The organism is Collinsella sp. OM04-5 (assembly GCF_003439125.1).
Lineage (GTDB): Bacteria > Actinomycetota > Coriobacteriia > Coriobacteriales > Coriobacteriaceae > Collinsella.
This window is the reverse complement of the sequence record NZ_QSUU01000001.1, coordinates 233,522-247,808: the sequence shown is the minus strand read 5'-3', so window position 1 is coordinate 247,808 and position 14,287 is coordinate 233,522. Positions and strand designations below refer to the sequence as shown.

The 14,287-nt window shown below is 60.3% G+C and carries 13 protein-coding genes; 3 read left to right on the top strand and 10 right to left on the bottom strand.

Annotation, left to right across the window (positions count from 1 at the left end; all coding sequences use genetic code 11):
• Positions 1-45: 45 nt before the first annotated feature.
• From DXB53_RS01040 to DXB53_RS01010, 7 genes are all read right to left on the bottom strand, one after another.
• Positions 46-939, bottom strand: coding sequence for an aldose 1-epimerase family protein (locus DXB53_RS01040; protein WP_117582988.1), 894 nt, complete (start codon positions 937-939; stop codon positions 46-48).
• A 79-nt stretch (positions 940-1,018) separates the two neighbouring features.
• Complete coding sequence (locus DXB53_RS01035; RefSeq protein WP_117582987.1) at positions 1,019-1,885, bottom strand: hypothetical protein; 867 nt, start codon at positions 1,883-1,885, stop codon at positions 1,019-1,021.
• A gap of 226 nt (positions 1,886-2,111) precedes the next feature.
• Entirely contained in the window at positions 2,112-2,981 is an 870-nt protein-coding gene (locus DXB53_RS01030) for a MerR family transcriptional regulator (RefSeq protein WP_117582986.1), read from the bottom strand.
• A gap of 92 nt (positions 2,982-3,073) precedes the next feature.
• Positions 3,074-3,652, bottom strand: coding sequence for a UbiX family flavin prenyltransferase (locus tag DXB53_RS01025; RefSeq protein WP_117582985.1), 579 nt, complete (start codon positions 3,650-3,652; stop codon positions 3,074-3,076).
• Positions 3,653-3,685: 33 nt separating this feature from the next.
• On the bottom strand, positions 3,686-5,173 hold the full coding sequence (locus DXB53_RS01020; protein ID WP_117582984.1) for a UbiD family decarboxylase: 1,488 nt from the start codon (positions 5,171-5,173) through the stop codon (positions 3,686-3,688).
• 143 nt (positions 5,174-5,316) lie between these two features.
• A complete protein-coding gene (locus tag DXB53_RS01015) occupies positions 5,317-6,774 on the bottom strand; it encodes an SLC13 family permease (protein WP_199408911.1) in 1,458 nt (485 codons plus the stop codon).
• A gap of 243 nt (positions 6,775-7,017) precedes the next feature.
• Positions 7,018-7,965, bottom strand: coding sequence for an isopentenyl-diphosphate delta-isomerase (locus tag DXB53_RS01010; RefSeq protein WP_158551698.1), 948 nt, complete (start codon positions 7,963-7,965; stop codon positions 7,018-7,020).
• Between the two features lie 152 nt (positions 7,966-8,117).
• Here DXB53_RS01010 and DXB53_RS01005 point away from each other — a divergent pair, with 152 nt between their 5' ends.
• The gene (locus DXB53_RS01005; protein ID WP_233503773.1) at positions 8,118-9,362 is read left to right on the top strand and encodes an MFS transporter; all 1,245 of its coding nucleotides are present in this window, start codon (positions 8,118-8,120) and stop codon (positions 9,360-9,362) included.
• 48 nt (positions 9,363-9,410) lie between these two features.
• A complete protein-coding gene (locus DXB53_RS01000; RefSeq protein ID WP_117582982.1) occupies positions 9,411-9,857 on the top strand; it encodes a low molecular weight protein-tyrosine-phosphatase in 447 nt (148 codons plus the stop codon).
• Positions 9,858-10,062: 205 nt separating this feature from the next.
• Here the strand turns inward: DXB53_RS01000 and DXB53_RS00995 are convergent, their stop codons facing one another.
• The 3 genes from DXB53_RS00995 to DXB53_RS00985 all read right to left on the bottom strand — a co-directional run bounded on the left by DXB53_RS00995 (position 10,063) and on the right by DXB53_RS00985 (position 12,851).
• Positions 10,063-11,553 carry an ATP-binding protein gene (locus DXB53_RS00995; RefSeq protein ID WP_199408912.1) on the bottom strand — a complete coding sequence of 497 codons (1,491 nt, stop codon included), beginning with the start codon at positions 11,551-11,553 and terminating at the stop codon, positions 10,063-10,065.
• 151 nt (positions 11,554-11,704) lie between these two features.
• On the bottom strand, positions 11,705-12,034 hold the full coding sequence (locus DXB53_RS00990) for a TIGR04076 family protein (protein ID WP_117582980.1): 330 nt from the start codon (positions 12,032-12,034) through the stop codon (positions 11,705-11,707).
• Entirely contained in the window at positions 12,027-12,851 is an 825-nt protein-coding gene (locus DXB53_RS00985; protein WP_117582979.1) for a PfkB family carbohydrate kinase, read from the bottom strand. The genes DXB53_RS00990 and DXB53_RS00985 overlap by 8 nt, the downstream gene beginning before the upstream one ends.
• 221 nt (positions 12,852-13,072) lie before the next feature.
• Here DXB53_RS00985 and DXB53_RS00980 point away from each other — a divergent pair, with 221 nt between their 5' ends.
• Positions 13,073-14,245 carry a Fic family protein gene (locus tag DXB53_RS00980; RefSeq protein ID WP_117582978.1) on the top strand — a complete coding sequence of 391 codons (1,173 nt, stop codon included), beginning with the start codon at positions 13,073-13,075 and terminating at the stop codon, positions 14,243-14,245.
• Positions 14,246-14,287: the final 42 nt, after the last annotated feature.

The window sequence follows — 14,287 nt, the reverse complement described above, 5'->3', positions numbered from 1 at the left end:
GGCGCAGCGTCGACCGGTCCGCCGTTCGTCAGAACGGCGGAACCTCTAGAGCAGGGTGACGCTAAAGCTGCGGACGTCCGTCTCGCCCGGCGCCAGCGTAATGGTATTGACCTTGTGCTCAAAGACATCGTCCTCGGTGTCCATGGTGGTGTGGCCGGTCCAGGGCTCGAGCGCCACAAACGGAGCGTCGTTGGCGGCAGACCACACGCCGATGTACTTAAAGCCCTCAAAGTCGATCTTGACGCCGTGGCCCGACTTGCGACCGCGCAGCGTGAGCGTAGAGCCCGGAGTATCGGTGAACATGATGGCATCGTTATCGAAACTGCGGTGCGCGATGGGCAGCACGTCCGAGTTATCGGGAGCCTTGTAACTACCCTCGAACGTCATAAGACCGTCGGGCGTGATGACGGGGGCCTCGTTAGTCCAAGCCTCGGTAAACGCCAGCTCGTAATCCTCGAACGCCTCGTCCTCGGCACCGGGAGCCGGTACGTTAAACGCGGGGTGGCCGCCCACCGAGAACGGCAGGTCCACGTCGCCGGTGTTGGTGACGGCAAAGGTCTGCGTGAGGGTGGCGTCGCCGGTCAAGGCATAGGTCATGCTGAGCTTAAAGTGGAACGGGAACGCCTTGAGCGACTCGGGCGTGTCGGTGATCTCGTACGTTACCGAGGAGCCGTCCTCCGAAACCTCGACCAGCTTGTGTTCGACGATGCGCGCGAGTCCGTGGCGCGGCATCTCGCAGGTGCCGGCCGCAGACGTCGCCGTGTTGTTGCGCAGCGAGCCCACAATGGGGAACAGGATGGGCGCATGCTTGCCCCAAAAGGCGGGGTCGCCCTGCCACAGATACTCGTTGCCGTTGAGGGCAAGGCTCGTGAGCTGGGCACCCATGGAATCGATGGCCGCGGTGAGGCCGCCGCGCTTGATGGTAGTGACGGTGGACATGCTACTTCCTCCAAAAGTAAACAACAGTGTCGAGGGCTATTGTCCCACTCTTGGCGGCGGGGTTGAGCGACAGGTGCAGTTATTGAGCAATAGCGTAAAGGTCAAACCCGCCCTGCGGCGTGCTATCGACCGTATCGGGCGCCTGTGAATTAAAACTCACCGGAACCATGCGCTTTGAGGCACGGTAACGCGTGCCGTCGGTGGCGACGGGCGGCTCATCGACCGTGAGCTCGTAGTCGCCGGGCTTGAGCTCGATGCCGTCACCTTCGGAATTGACGTATTGATACTCGTCGATTGCTTGTCCCTTGAGTGTGCGGCCCACGATATGGACGAGCATTTGGCTATCGCCGCGCGCGGTATCCCACGTCGCGCCGTCCTTAACCTCGACCGACACATGCACCGAGCGCGTGCGGCTGAGCGATTGTTCGACGGACATCTCGACCTTGGCGGCGTCTTTGCGCTGTTGCTCCACGTGACTCCAGACATTTCCGATCGCCGAGCAAGCGATGACGCCGGCCATAAAGGCGATGAGAATGGGGCCGAGCGGCGAGCGACGTCCCGCATCTTCCTCGCGAGACAGATTGGGGCGACGCGTGGGCGCGGGCGCCTGAGCACCCTGCGAGGGCACGTCGAGAATGCTGAAGGATGCCGTGCTGTCGGGGTCGATGTTATGGCGAGGTTGCGGGGTCTTTGCCGGCGAGATGGACATATCGGCCGGCTCACCGAGCGTGGCCGTGGCATCGGCCTTTGCCTCGTCGGCCTCGGCCTGGGCCCAAGCCTGTTCAAAGGTCAGGGGCTCGGCGGAGTCGGAAGCGGCGTCCGTCTCGACGACATCGTTGCCGCTCTCGTCCTCGTCGCTCGACACGCCACGCGGCGCGGGCTCGTCCCACTCCTCGTCCGGAGCCTCGCCCTCGCTATACCACCATTCAAAGTTATCGATATCCATACGGGGCGCCCCCTTGGCCTCGCAAATAAACACTTGCTAGCCTTATACCCCCAGATGGCACAGGAGCTCGCACGGAATGTGACAAAGGGACTGTCCCTTTGTCACACGACCAGACGTGAAAACATAGAAACTTGCAAATTTTGCAAGTTTATAAGATGACGCCTTAGAAACTTGCAGATTTTGCAAGTTTCTAAGAAATGGATGTGGCAAAGGGACTGTCCCGTTGTCACATCTGGAGGGCGACGGGGATTTGGATGCAGCAAAAGTCCTCTTGGTGGGACTCGTCGTAGCTCGTGGTATCGAGGTAGCAAAAGTCGAAAGCGTTGCCAACGGGCTGGAGCGCGTGCTCGTCCATGCAGGCAACGATGGCGCGGATGCCATCGGGCTCGTACGGCATACCCCAGCGGCTCATGCACAGGTATGTGCCCTCGGGCAGCACCTCGATGCCGATCTCTGCCAGCTCGGCAGCGTCGCTCGGCAGCAGTTCCTCGACACCGCGCGGCAGCACGACAAAGGAGCCCGCGCCGGCGATAGGGTCGTCGGAATGCAGCGCCTCGCGACGCAGCATGGCGCCCCAACCGCGCATGGGGCGCGTGCCCGTCAACGTACGCATGCGCAGGATTGCCCGCATGAGCGTAGGGTGCAGCATCGAGCGGCCGCGCTCGATATCGCCCGGAAACTCCTCAAAGACCACGTAGCGACGCTCGAATTGCTTGAGCTCCGGCTTGCCCTCGCGCTCGCGCCAGTAAACCGCCTCGTCGTAAAAGCTTAGACGCTCCTGTACGCTCGCGCGCTCGGCTTTGAGCCCGGCAATCTGCTCATCGAGCGCCTGCACCCGCGAGCGCAGGTGATCGGTCATCTCGCCAATGTCGAACGTCGAGGTCAGGCGGTCAATCTCGTCGAGTTCGAGCCCCAGGTCGCGCAGCATGCAGATCAGACGCATGAGCGGGATCTGCGTGGGCGAATAGAAACGGTAGCCCTTTTCGTTCACCACGGCGGGTTTAAACAGACCGATCTTGTCGTAGTAGATGAGCGTTTGGCGCGAAACGTTAAACAAGCTCGCCATCTCGCTAATCGCATACATGCCCGTCTGCATAGGTCCTCCCGACACATCCCTTTTGCGCACAAAGCCCGCCGCCCACAGGGGCAGCGGGCTCAAACACTACTCGTATCCTACCCTAAAGACGCCTATGACCAGCGCTTATAGTTTGCACATGACACGCCGACGGCCTCGAGCGCCTTGGCGGCGATGTGATGCACCGCGTCATCGAGCGTGGCGGGGCCGTTGTAAAACGTGAGCATGGGCGGCATGAGCATGACGCCCGGTACGCGCGCCAGGCGCGCCATGTTGTCGACATGAATGGCGCTGAAGGGCGTCTCGCGCACCATGAGCACCAGGCGGCGCTGCTCTTTCATCTGCACGTCGGCCGCACGCAGCAACAGGTTTTCGCTGTAGCCGCTCGCGATGCCGGCGAGCGTCTTCATGGAGCAGGGTGCCACGATCATGCCATCGACCGGATAGGTGCCGCTTGCGATGGCAGCGCCGATGTTCTTGTTGTCGTAGACCACATCGGCATGCGTGGCAAACTCGTCGAGCGTCATGCCGAGCTCCTGCTCGATGGTGATCTCTCCCCCGCGCGTGACGACAAGCGCCGACTCGGCACCTGCCTGGCGCAGGCATTTGAGGCACTCAAGACCCAGCGCGGCACCGCTGGCGCCAGACACGCCAACGACAATGCGACGGGGACGGACAGAAGACTCAGGCATGACGGCTCCTTAACTACTTGGTAGGGCTACTTACTAGAAAGCAATCTCCTTGGCCCACTTGTCTGTGTCGATCTCCATGAACTGCGAGCGAATGAAGTTCTTCTTGAGGTCGAACGGGACCGTGCAGTCGAAGATGGCCTTGCAGGCGATGCCGTGCTCGCGAATCGTGGGGTCGAACGCGGGGTCGTTGGACGGGTCGAGCACGTGGCAGTGGCAGCCGGGGATGGTGATGAGGTCGACGTCGGCCTGGAAGCGCGTGGTCATGGCCCACATCACGTCGCTCATATCGAAGATATCGACATCCTCGTCAACAAGGATGACGTGCTTGAGCTCGGAGAATGCCGAGAAGGCGAGCATGGCGGCGTTGCGCTGACGGCCCTCGTCATTTTTGCTCGACTTCTTAAACTGCATGATGGCAACGAACTTGCCGCCGCCGCAGGGAGCGGCGTGGACGTTGAGCAGACGGCCCGGGATGGCGGTCTCGACCATCTTGTAGATGGAGGCCTCGGTGGGGATACCGGCCATGGACACGTGCTCGTGCGAAGGACCGATGCAGCTCTCCATAATGGGGTTGACGCGCGTGGTAACGGCGGTGATCTTGATCACCGGGCAGACCTTGGCGCCACCGGTGTAACCGGGGAACTCGGGCATGGCGTAGCCGTGGCCGTTGACGTCCTCGTTGATGGTCTCGTCGTGCATGAGGTAGCCCTCGAGCACGTACTCGGCATTGGCGATGCACTTCTGCGGAACGGTGACGCAGTCGGCAAGCTCGACAGCGTGGCCGCGCAGGGCGCCGGCAATTTGCAGCTCGTTGAAGCCGAGCGGTGTGGTGGGAGCCTCAAAACCGCAGCACATGTACACGGCGGGGTCCAAACCGATGGAGATGGAGATGGGCATATCCTCGCCACGCTGGCAGTACTCGTCAAAGAACGCGCCCAGGTGACGGCTGCCGGGGGTAATCCACATGGCGAGCTTGTCCTTGTCGACGCAGGAGAAACGGTGGATGGTCACGTCGGACTGGGAGCCGTCGGGGCTCGTGCCGTAGGCGAGGCCCATGGTGATGTAGGGGCCGCCGTCGACGGGCGTGTTGGTAGGAGCGGGAACGATCTTGCGCAGGTCAAAGCCCTCGTCGGTCGCCTTGTACACGACCTCTTGGCAGTCGACGTGCGCACCCTCGGCGATCTGCTCGGGCGCGATCAGGTTCTCGAAGCGCTTACCGATCTCGAGGCCCAGGTGCTCCTCATCCAGGTCGAGCAGGGCGGCAACGCGCTTGCGGCTGGCAAGCATGCCGATGCAGACCTTGGCGTCGTCAAAGCCCTTGACGTTGTTGAAGACCATCGCCGGACCCTCTTTGGTCGGACGCATAACGGTGCCGCCGGCACCGACGTGGCGATAGACGCCCGAAACCTCGGCATCGGGATCGACCTGGGTGTCGGTCTCGAGCAGCTGGCCCGGCATCTTGCGCAAAAAGTCGAGTGCGGAGCGCAGGTCGTGGATCTGGGAAGCATCGGTAGTGGACATAGCGTGCTCCTTTCGGGAGAGTGCCCGGCGGCGAGGATGCCGCCGGGCTGGGTAACGTAGTGGGGCCGCGGCGCTCATAGATGGGACGCTCGGCCACTCGCAGTTCGAGCACTCGGCTGCTTACAGCCCAAGCGCTCGACCGCTTACATCAGGCCAAAGAGGTGGAACCAGGCGGCCTCGACCAGCACGACGATAAAGACGACCGCAGTGAGGGGAATGCCCATGCGCATAGCCTCTTTGGAGGTGTAGCCGCCGGCGTCCTTGCCCTCGCCGATAAGGATCGGCAGGTTGTGGAACGGCAGGATGTAGTGGATGTTGATGGACGTGAAGACGATGAGCGCCACGGCGAGCGGGCTCACGCTGGAGCCGGCCGCGAAGCTGATGAACGCCGGCACGCACACGCCGAGCACGGCCATGACCGAGCCCATGAACATGTGGATGATCATGGAGAGCGCGGCGACAAGCAGGGCGAACAGGAAGATGTTCTCGGGCACGGAGCTGGGAAGCACGACATCGGCGATCCAGGCGTTCATGCCGGTGGCACCGCCCACGGAACCCACGGCCATGGCGGCCGTCAGGAACATGAGGGACTTGATGTCGACAGCGTTCCAGCTGGCGGGGGTAAGGACCTCGCCGATGATGGGCATGGCGAGCGCGACACCGATGGCAAGTGTCACCCAGCCGATGTAATCGCCCGAGACGGTGAGCCACAGCGCGATGGCGATGACAAGCCACACGATGGTGCGGATCTCCTTGACGGAGAGCTTACCGAGCGCGGCCTGCTTGGCCACGATCCGCTCGCGATCGTAGACGAGCTCCTTGCTGGGCTTAAAGAGGAAGAGGCCCAAGAACAGGGTACACAGCAGCGCAACCAGCATGGGCACGCTCATGTACAGGAACCAGTCGATAAAGGACGGGCTCATGCCGCCGGCCTCGGCGCTGTACTGCGCAACAAGCGGGTTGAGCGTGGAGTCGCCCGTCAGGAAGAACATGGAACCCGGGGCGGCAGCGGCAAACACGAGGAATCCGAGCTTGCCGCGGTCATCGTCACCGTAGCCGGCGGACTCGGCGATGACCGAGACGACGGCGAGGATGAGGAAGGCGCGGGGGAACGGGTGCGGGATCAGCAGCGACAGCACAAAGGTGAGCGCGAAGATCGAGATGATGAGCGACTTGGCGTCGCGCACGAACTTGAGCATAAACGCATAGGCGATGCGCTCGCCCAGCCCCGACTCCTTGACCGCGCTGGCGATGAGGTAGGCGCCGATGACGAGCCACATGGTAGCTTTGGTCCACGAGCTAAACGTGGAGGCGACCGTCGCCGAGATGCTCGCGGCGCCCGTGTCGTCCACGCACACCTTGAACAGAACGAGCAGCGCGCAGTAGAGCAGGCCCACAAAGCCCGGCTGTGCCACGCCACATGCCCAGAACACCACCGTGGCGAGCGTCAGTGCTAGACAGGTCTGAGCGCCGACCGTGAGCTCGACCGTCGAGCTCAGCTCCGCCAAAGGAAGAAACTTCACCAGCAAAAAGACAACGATACCCAGCACAAAGCCAATTTCGCGCTTGGTGATCTTAAACGCCTTCTTTTCCGCTTCCATCTCCCCACCTTTCTTGTTGGGGGCGCTCCGGATTCGCGGCCACGTTGCCACTTAAAAAGGGGCGCCCGTTATCGGACACCCCTTACGTTGCGCTGTGTTGTTGCAATACAGTCAAGCGGGATTTTTGGATGAGAAGCGATCCCCTAGACAAAAACTGTCACAACATTCGACGCTTTTCCTCGTTTTCGAGATTTTCATCGAATGTTGTGACGGTTTGGATATGGCAAAGGGACTGTACCTTTGTTACATAGCGAAGGCCGTACGGATGGATGGGTCGCTGAGCGCCTCGCGGAGCCAGGGGGCCAGCTGCTCGGGGTGACCCTGCAGGTAGCCTTTGAGCTCGGACGGGGCCACGCGACGCACCTCCGAGATCTCCTCTTGGTTGATATGCAGCTCGCCCGGCTCGACATGGGCTGCGAACACCTCGCACCATTCGCACTCGCAGCGACCGTCGCCGTGGTCCTCGCGGTAGACGATATGGCCCAGATGTTTGAGATCGCCCGGCTCGCGCGCGACGCCGAGCTCCTCGCCCATGCGACGTGCCGTGGCGGCCGCGACGTCTTCCCCGGGGAGCGGATGGCCGGCGCAACCGTCGGCAAGCACCCCACCCCAAAGGCGCTTGAGCTTGCTGCGACGACAGAGCAGCAGGCGCGCGTCTTCGCCCCGGCCCTCAACTAGAAGCGTCAGAAAAGCCTGGTGCAGAATGCCCTCGCCGGCATGTGCCTCGATGCGATCGACAGGGCCAAGCGCCTCGCCGGTCGCGGCATCGACCGCCACGACCTCGGCGCCTGCACCGCCCTCATCCCAGCCGGCGCGCAGGATGCGCGCGGCGGCCTCCTCGAGCGCGGCGATGAGCTCCTTGGTGGTAGCGAGCACGCGCTGCAGATCGTCCGCAGTCGCATGCTCCACATGAAAGCCCGTGCTTGCAACTACCGGCACGCCAAAGCGCGTGGCCAGCGCCGCCGCGATATCGTGCGCCGGGATCTCATCTCGATGGCACGGAACGGCCAGGATGCTCACGGTCGCCGTGCGACCGGGCTCAGGGCGCGGAATGGCCTGCGCCGTGGCGCCCAGATGCGCGTACTCCGGCGAGCAGGCGTACACCACCATGCCGCGCGGCGTCACCGTCAACTGGGCCTCGAGCGCAAACTTGCCCTCGCCCACTGCAACCTTTGTCGTGTGCATACCCATGGGATCTCCTGTCGCCCGCGATGTACCTGAGACCATCTTCGCCTGTATTGCGACTATACAGGCAAGCGCAGCCTGCGACAAAGGGGGCAGGCACCTGACACATTCTGTTAGAGTTGCAGGGATTGAATCCCGCTTATTCATGCGACATTGGAGTGACAACCTTGACCGCCGCAACCACGCCTAAAAGTAAGTCAACCGCCGCCGCGCTCTCCCCCGCGCGCACCAAGCTCTGCCTGGCGCTGCTCGTGCTGTTGGGCTTCTCGCTCGGCTGCTCGGAGTTCGTGGTCATCGGCATCGAAAGCGACTTGGCAACGGAACTCGGCGTATCACTTGCCACTGCGGGCCAGCTCATCAGCGTGTTCGCGCTCGTCTACGCTATCGCCACGCCGGTGCTCGCACTCAGCACGGGGCGATTCCGCCGCTACCAGCTGCTCGTGTGCTACAGCATCGTTTTTGTGCTCGGCAACCTGGTCATGGCGTTGGCGCCCAACTTCCAGGTGCTGTTTATCTCGCGCATTGTCCTGGGCTCCGTCTCGGGCGCACTGCTCGCCGTGGGTGTGACGTACATCCCCGAGCTGCTGTCCCCACAGCAAACCTCGCTTGCCATCTCGGTGGTATATGGTGCGTTTTCCGTGGCAATGGTCTTTGTCACTTCGATCGGCAAGTTCGTGGCCGACACGCTCGACTGGCACGTGGCCATGTACGGCACGCTGACCTTTGCCGTTCTGATCTGCGGAGCGCTCGTGGCGTTTATGCCGCGCGCTGGGCAAACCGATGAGCCTGCCACCTTTCGCGAGCAGGCGGGTCTGCTGCGCGAGCCGAGTATCATCACCGGCATGCTCATCTTTTTGTTTGGCGTGGGCTCGGTCTACGTATTCTACGGCTACGTGACACCTTATCTTGAGCAGGTGCTGGGAATGGGCACTGTTCAGGCGAGTACCACGCTTATGGCCTACGGCGTGTTTTGCCTGACCTCAAACATCTTGGGCGGATGGATCGATGCGCGTTTTGGCATGAAGGCACTGCTTGTTACGTTTGTGCTGCAGGCGGCGGCGTTACTCGGGCTGTTTGCCGTGGGCGGCACCATGCCGCTCGCGCTGGTCTTTGTCTTTAGCTTGGCGTTGCTCATGTACCTGTTCTCGGTGTCGTGCATCACGCACTTTATGGACGTGGCACGCAGCCGCCATCCCAAGTCGATGGTACTCGCAAGTTCGGTTGAGCCCATGGCGTTTAACGTCGGCATCTCGTTTGGCACTGCAGTGGGCGGCGCCGTGGTAAGCAGCATTGGCATTGCGTACGTGGGTGCCGTGGGCGCCGCGTTCTCGCTTGTGGCCTGGGCGCTCACGCTGGTGACGATTAAGCTGGCCCGCTGGGAGCGCAAGCGGGCGAGGGCGTAGGCGTAGATGCGATGCTCGAGCTCGATGATGATCGAAAGGAAACCGCATATGCAACGGGTACTGTTTATCTGCCATGGGAACATCTGCCGCTCGACGATGGCTGAGTCGGTGTTTACCGAGCTGGTGCGCCGTGCCGGGCGCGAGGCGGAGTTTGTCATCGATTCTGCCGCCACCTCGACCGAGGAGATCGGCAACCCGCCACATCATGGCACGGTCGCCAAGCTGCGCGAAGTCGGGATTCCCGTCGTTGCGCACCGTGCCCGCCAGGTGCGTCGCGCAGAGTATGGCAACTGGGATCACATTGTCTATATGGATGCTGAGAACGCGCGTGGCCTGCGCCGCATCTTTGGCGACGACCCCGACGGCAAGATTACGCGCTTGCTCGATTGGACCGAGCGCCCCGGCGACGTGGCCGATCCCTGGTACACCGGCAACTTCGATGCCACCTACCGCGACGTGCTCGACGGTTGCACTGCCATGCTCGAGCAGATGTAGGTTTGCGGGCGCACAAACCGCGCGAACCGCGTCATCGGTATACATCGAGCGTGGATTTTCTCTCGTATACAGATCGAGCGTGGAAAATCTCCCACTTTGAGCGTTCAAGTGCGCTCTAAACGGGAGAAAATCCACGCTCATTTTCTCGGGCAGTGGAACTCGATACGACCAAGGGACTGCCCCTTTGTCACATTCGGGACTGGCCCTAGACCTGCTTGACCTCCAGCTTTATCCCCTCGGCACGGGAGTCGCCCAAAACATCCGAAAGGACCCAGGTCGCATATAGCGGCAAATAAAGAACAGCTCCGTTGCGCTCAACGTTGCCTCTCGAGAAAACAATCCCGAGCCTTACGCCATATTCGGCCGTATCAAGCACATGACCGAGCGCAGCGTGCGCGTGGTAATAGGAGCCCGATTTAACCTCGATCGGGACAGCCGTCCCATCCGGTCCGTCGACCACAAAGTCCACTTCGCCGCGCTTTTTCGTCTGATAGTAGTAAAGCTGGCGATTCTGGGCAGCCAGCTGCTGGGCCACCACGTTTTCGTAAATGCCGCCCAGATTGGGCTCCTTGCTATCAAGATACGCCGCCTGGGCGACTCCAACGGGGTAGCGCGCCATCAACATGCCCGTATCCGATTGATATAGCTTGAACTGCGATGGCCGCGCCGTCTTGAGCAGGGGCGATTTTGGCTCGGTTACGATATCGGCCTTGAGAGCAACGCCGGCATCGACAAGCCAGACAAAATCTCGCTGGTACTTGTCGTAATGCGCCTTGGGGTCAATGGAATTGAGCACGAAGCGTTTGTTTTCGCCCTCGAGCATAATAGGGAGCTGATCGTAAATGCTCTGCACCTGAAGGGCTCGCCCGCTTGCATACTTGGAGATATCCCGCCGGTACTGTTCGTTGAGCTCTGACTGTAGCTGACGAACAGAGGCAAGGTCGCCCTGCGTGTCAAGGAAACGCTGCACGACCTCCGGCATTCCGCCGACAACGGTATAGGTCCTGAAGTTTGCCATCATCGCGTCATGAATGTAATCAGGAATGGGCTTCTCGCTGATACACGCATCGCGTATCGTTTGGCGAGCTCCTTCGCTCACCCCGATCGCCCAGCAAAACTCCTCAAAATCGAGCGGGAACATCCTAAGCTCGTGAACATATCCCACAGGATAGGACCTAACGCCCTTGAACTGGGTCCCGAGCATTGACCCCGAAAACGCCCAGTGGCACCTCCCGTCCTCAACAAGGAACTTTGCCATCGTCATGATGTCGGGGGCCTCTTGGACCTCATCGATAAACACGAGCGTTTTGCCTGGCGCTATCGGCTTTCCCGAAAGAAGCGTCACCCTGCTGATGAAATCATCGGCATCCCGTGCCTCGAGAAGAGCATCTTTTGCCTGGCGATTTTCCGCGAGATTGAGCTCGATATAGGTTGCGTAGTTTGACTTACCGAACTCGCGAATCGAGTAGCTCTTACCGATTTGGCGAGAACCCGTGACGAACAACGCCTTTCGTTCAATGGATCTCTGCCAACAATCAAGCTCATCAGCGATTTTCCTGCGCAACATAAGCTCTCCCATCGCCTCGATAAATGAAATGCAGATATTTATATCGACTATTATCGATGAAATGCAGAGATTTTTAGTACCGAAATTGGATGAAATGCAGAAATTTGAGCTTACTCGCGCACAGAACAACGACGCGTGCGCCTAAGCATGGGCATAAGTGAGGTCGGGATTCTCGCATACAAATCGAGCGAGGACTATCTCCCACTTTGAGTGCGAAATTGCGCCCAAAACGGGAGATAATCCACGCTCGATATTTCGACGGGAGAAAAACCTCGCTCGGTTACTCGTCGACGATCTCGGCAAGCCAGACGTTCAGCGTATCAATCTCGGGGCAGCAGAACTTTGCCGTACCGGGCTCGTTGCCAGGCACGGTTCCGCCATAGCGCAGGATATCGATATAGGGAAAGCCCACGTGGCAGGCCATGGAGCACATCTTGCCGCGGTCTCGGTCAAAGTCAAAGACGTCGCCCGGCTTATGACCGTGGTGGCAGCGGCACGTCCCCAGCTGGTCCACGCAGCTCACGCGGATACGCGGCCGCTTGCCACGCGGCGCGCCGAGCGGCCCGTTCTCGCCCACAGGCTTGACGCCGCCCTCGCCAGCGTTACTCATGGTCAATCACATCCAGGCAGGCCTCGATGGGCAGGCCGGCCGACTTGTCCTCTTGGTCGGCATTGCGCTCGATAAGCTCCGCCACCACGCGCATGGCATCGGCCGTCGCGCGCTGCAGACTCCAACCTGCCATAACGCGGCCGACGAGCACCGCCGAAAACGTGTCGCCCGTGCCCGGAAAATAGACCGGAATGAGCTCAAATGGAATCGTGAAGTGCTCCCCCGCCACATGGTCGTAACCGATAACCGCGTTCGTGCCATTGACCACGGCGCTCGTAATGACTACCGACTTGGCACCCAGCTCGCGCACGGCGTCCACAAGGGCGCGGGCCTCGTCGGGCGTGATCTGCTCTGCAATAGGCGCATCGGTGAGCAGACAGGCCTCGGTGTAGTTGGGCACCGCGTAGTCTGCGCACTCCAGCAGGTGCCGCATAAGGCCAATCGTGGACTCGGGCACACCGGCATAGAGCTTGCCGTTGTCGCCCATGATGGGATCGACGAACACCTTGGTGCCCTTTTGCGCGCGGCGGTGGCAAAAGTCCGAGATGATGCGCGTCTCTTCCTCGGTCACGATAAAGCCGGTCGAGATGGCGTCGAACTCAAAGCCGAGCTCCTCCCAGATAGCGAGGCTTTGGCGCACGTACTCCGTGGTGTCGTGGATGTAGAACTTGGGATAGTTGAGCGTATCGGACACAAGTGCCGTCGGCAGATTGTGGATACGGTAACCCATGTGCGACAGCACCGGCAGCATGGCAGAAAGCGCGACCTTGCCGTAGCCGCACATATCGTTAATCAGCAGCAGCTGAGTGTTCTTCATGAGTGTCCCCCTTGGGTCGGGCGCGGCGCGATGTCGCCATAATGCGACTAAGTGTAGCGCAGTGCAATCTAAGTCTTGCCTTCGGATGTAAGACCAAGTTTGGGCGTAATTTTGTTCTTAGAGTTTTTCTGACGCTTCTTATTGCAGAAACTTGGCCTTAGAAGGCGCTATAAAATTCTAAGAACAAGTTTTGGCTCAAATTTGTTCTTAGGACACTAACGATGCTCGCACCCATCACACCCGGACGACAGGGAAACGTCAGGCACAACCTTTCAGGAGCCCTCGCCTATGATTCGTTTAGACCCGCCAATATGGATTCATTCTTTCCAATCAATTTATCCGCTGATTCCATGCGGCTTGTCTCCGATTGCCGCGCCATACTCGGCGAGGTTGAGGGCATGTCTCGCTTTGTTCCGAACATCGACATGTACCTTTCTATGTACGTTCGCAAGGAAGCGCTCTTGTCCTCTCAAATCGAGGGTACGCAATGTACGTTCGATGATGTTCTTGACCCGTCAAACGAATCCAATGCGAGCCGGGACCTAACCGACGTCGTCAACTACACTCGAGCGGTGCAGCAGGCGACCACGCTCATGGAGGAACTGCCACTCTGTATGAGGCTGCTCAAATCCGTCCATGCCACATTGCTTGGAAATGGCAGAGGCTCCGACAAGACGCCGGGCCAGTTCAGGACGACTCAGAACTGGGTCGGACCAAACGGCTGCACGCTCAATGAGGCCCCGTATGTCCCTCCCAACACGGAGGATATGAAGGAGGCACTTGGCGACCTCGAGCTTTTCATCAACGAGCGTGACGACATCGATCCAGTCATCAAGGCCGCTTTGGTGCACTACCAGTTTGAAACCGCGCACCCGTTCCTCGACGGCAACGGACGCCTCGGGCGTCTGCTCATCCTCCTTTCGCTCATACATGATGGGGCGCTCACCAAGCCGGTCATCTACCCCTCGTATGAACTCAAACGACACAGGAGCGAATACTACGATTGGCTTATGCGCGTAAGGCAGAGAGGCGATTTTGAGGGATGGGTTTCGTTTTTCAGTACCTGCTTGCTTGCAAGCGCACGCGAGGCGCGGGATTCGATGCGGAAGCTTGTCGACCTCCATTCGGAAACCGAAAGGCTGATTCGCGAAAAGGCGGGAAGGGCTACGACGAACGCCCTTATGCTACTCGACCTTCTCGAGGGCAATCCGATCGTCGACACCGCCTTTGTGTCTGAACGAATGCAGATTAGCAGATCGAGCGCAAACAACCTTATATCCCAATTTACCGATTGGGGCATTCTTGTCCAACGTGATACGAGCAGGAAACGATACCGCACGTTTTCATATGAGCCATATCTCGCCATCCTCCGAACCGGCGACGAGCCGCTCTAAGTCTCGGAAAGCCAAGGGGCGAGACCGGCAGCTGCCAGTCTC

Coding starts and splice junctions, on each gene's coding strand:
- DXB53_RS01040 (WP_117582988.1), bottom strand. CDS start 939: ATGTCCACCGTCACTACCATCAAGCGCGGCGGCCTCACCGCGGCCATC.
- DXB53_RS01035 (WP_117582987.1), bottom strand. CDS start 1,885: ATGGATATCGATAACTTTGAATGGTGGTATAGCGAGGGCGAGGCTCCG.
- DXB53_RS01030 (WP_117582986.1), bottom strand. CDS start 2,981: ATGCAGACGGGCATGTATGCGATTAGCGAGATGGCGAGCTTGTTTAAC.
- DXB53_RS01025 (WP_117582985.1), bottom strand. CDS start 3,652: ATGCCTGAGTCTTCTGTCCGTCCCCGTCGCATTGTCGTTGGCGTGTCT.
- DXB53_RS01020 (WP_117582984.1), bottom strand. CDS start 5,173: ATGTCCACTACCGATGCTTCCCAGATCCACGACCTGCGCTCCGCACTC.
- DXB53_RS01015 (WP_199408911.1), bottom strand. CDS start 6,774: ATGGAAGCGGAAAAGAAGGCGTTTAAGATCACCAAGCGCGAAATTGGC.
- DXB53_RS01010 (WP_158551698.1), bottom strand. CDS start 7,965: ATGGGTATGCACACGACAAAGGTTGCAGTGGGCGAGGGCAAGTTTGCG.
- DXB53_RS01000 (WP_117582982.1), top strand. CDS start 9,411: ATGCAACGGGTACTGTTTATCTGCCATGGGAACATCTGCCGCTCGACG.
- DXB53_RS00990 (WP_117582980.1), bottom strand. CDS start 12,034: ATGAGTAACGCTGGCGAGGGCGGCGTCAAGCCTGTGGGCGAGAACGGG.
- DXB53_RS00985 (WP_117582979.1), bottom strand. CDS start 12,851: ATGAAGAACACTCAGCTGCTGCTGATTAACGATATGTGCGGCTACGGC.
- DXB53_RS00980 (WP_117582978.1), top strand. CDS start 13,073: ATGCTCGCACCCATCACACCCGGACGACAGGGAAACGTCAGGCACAAC.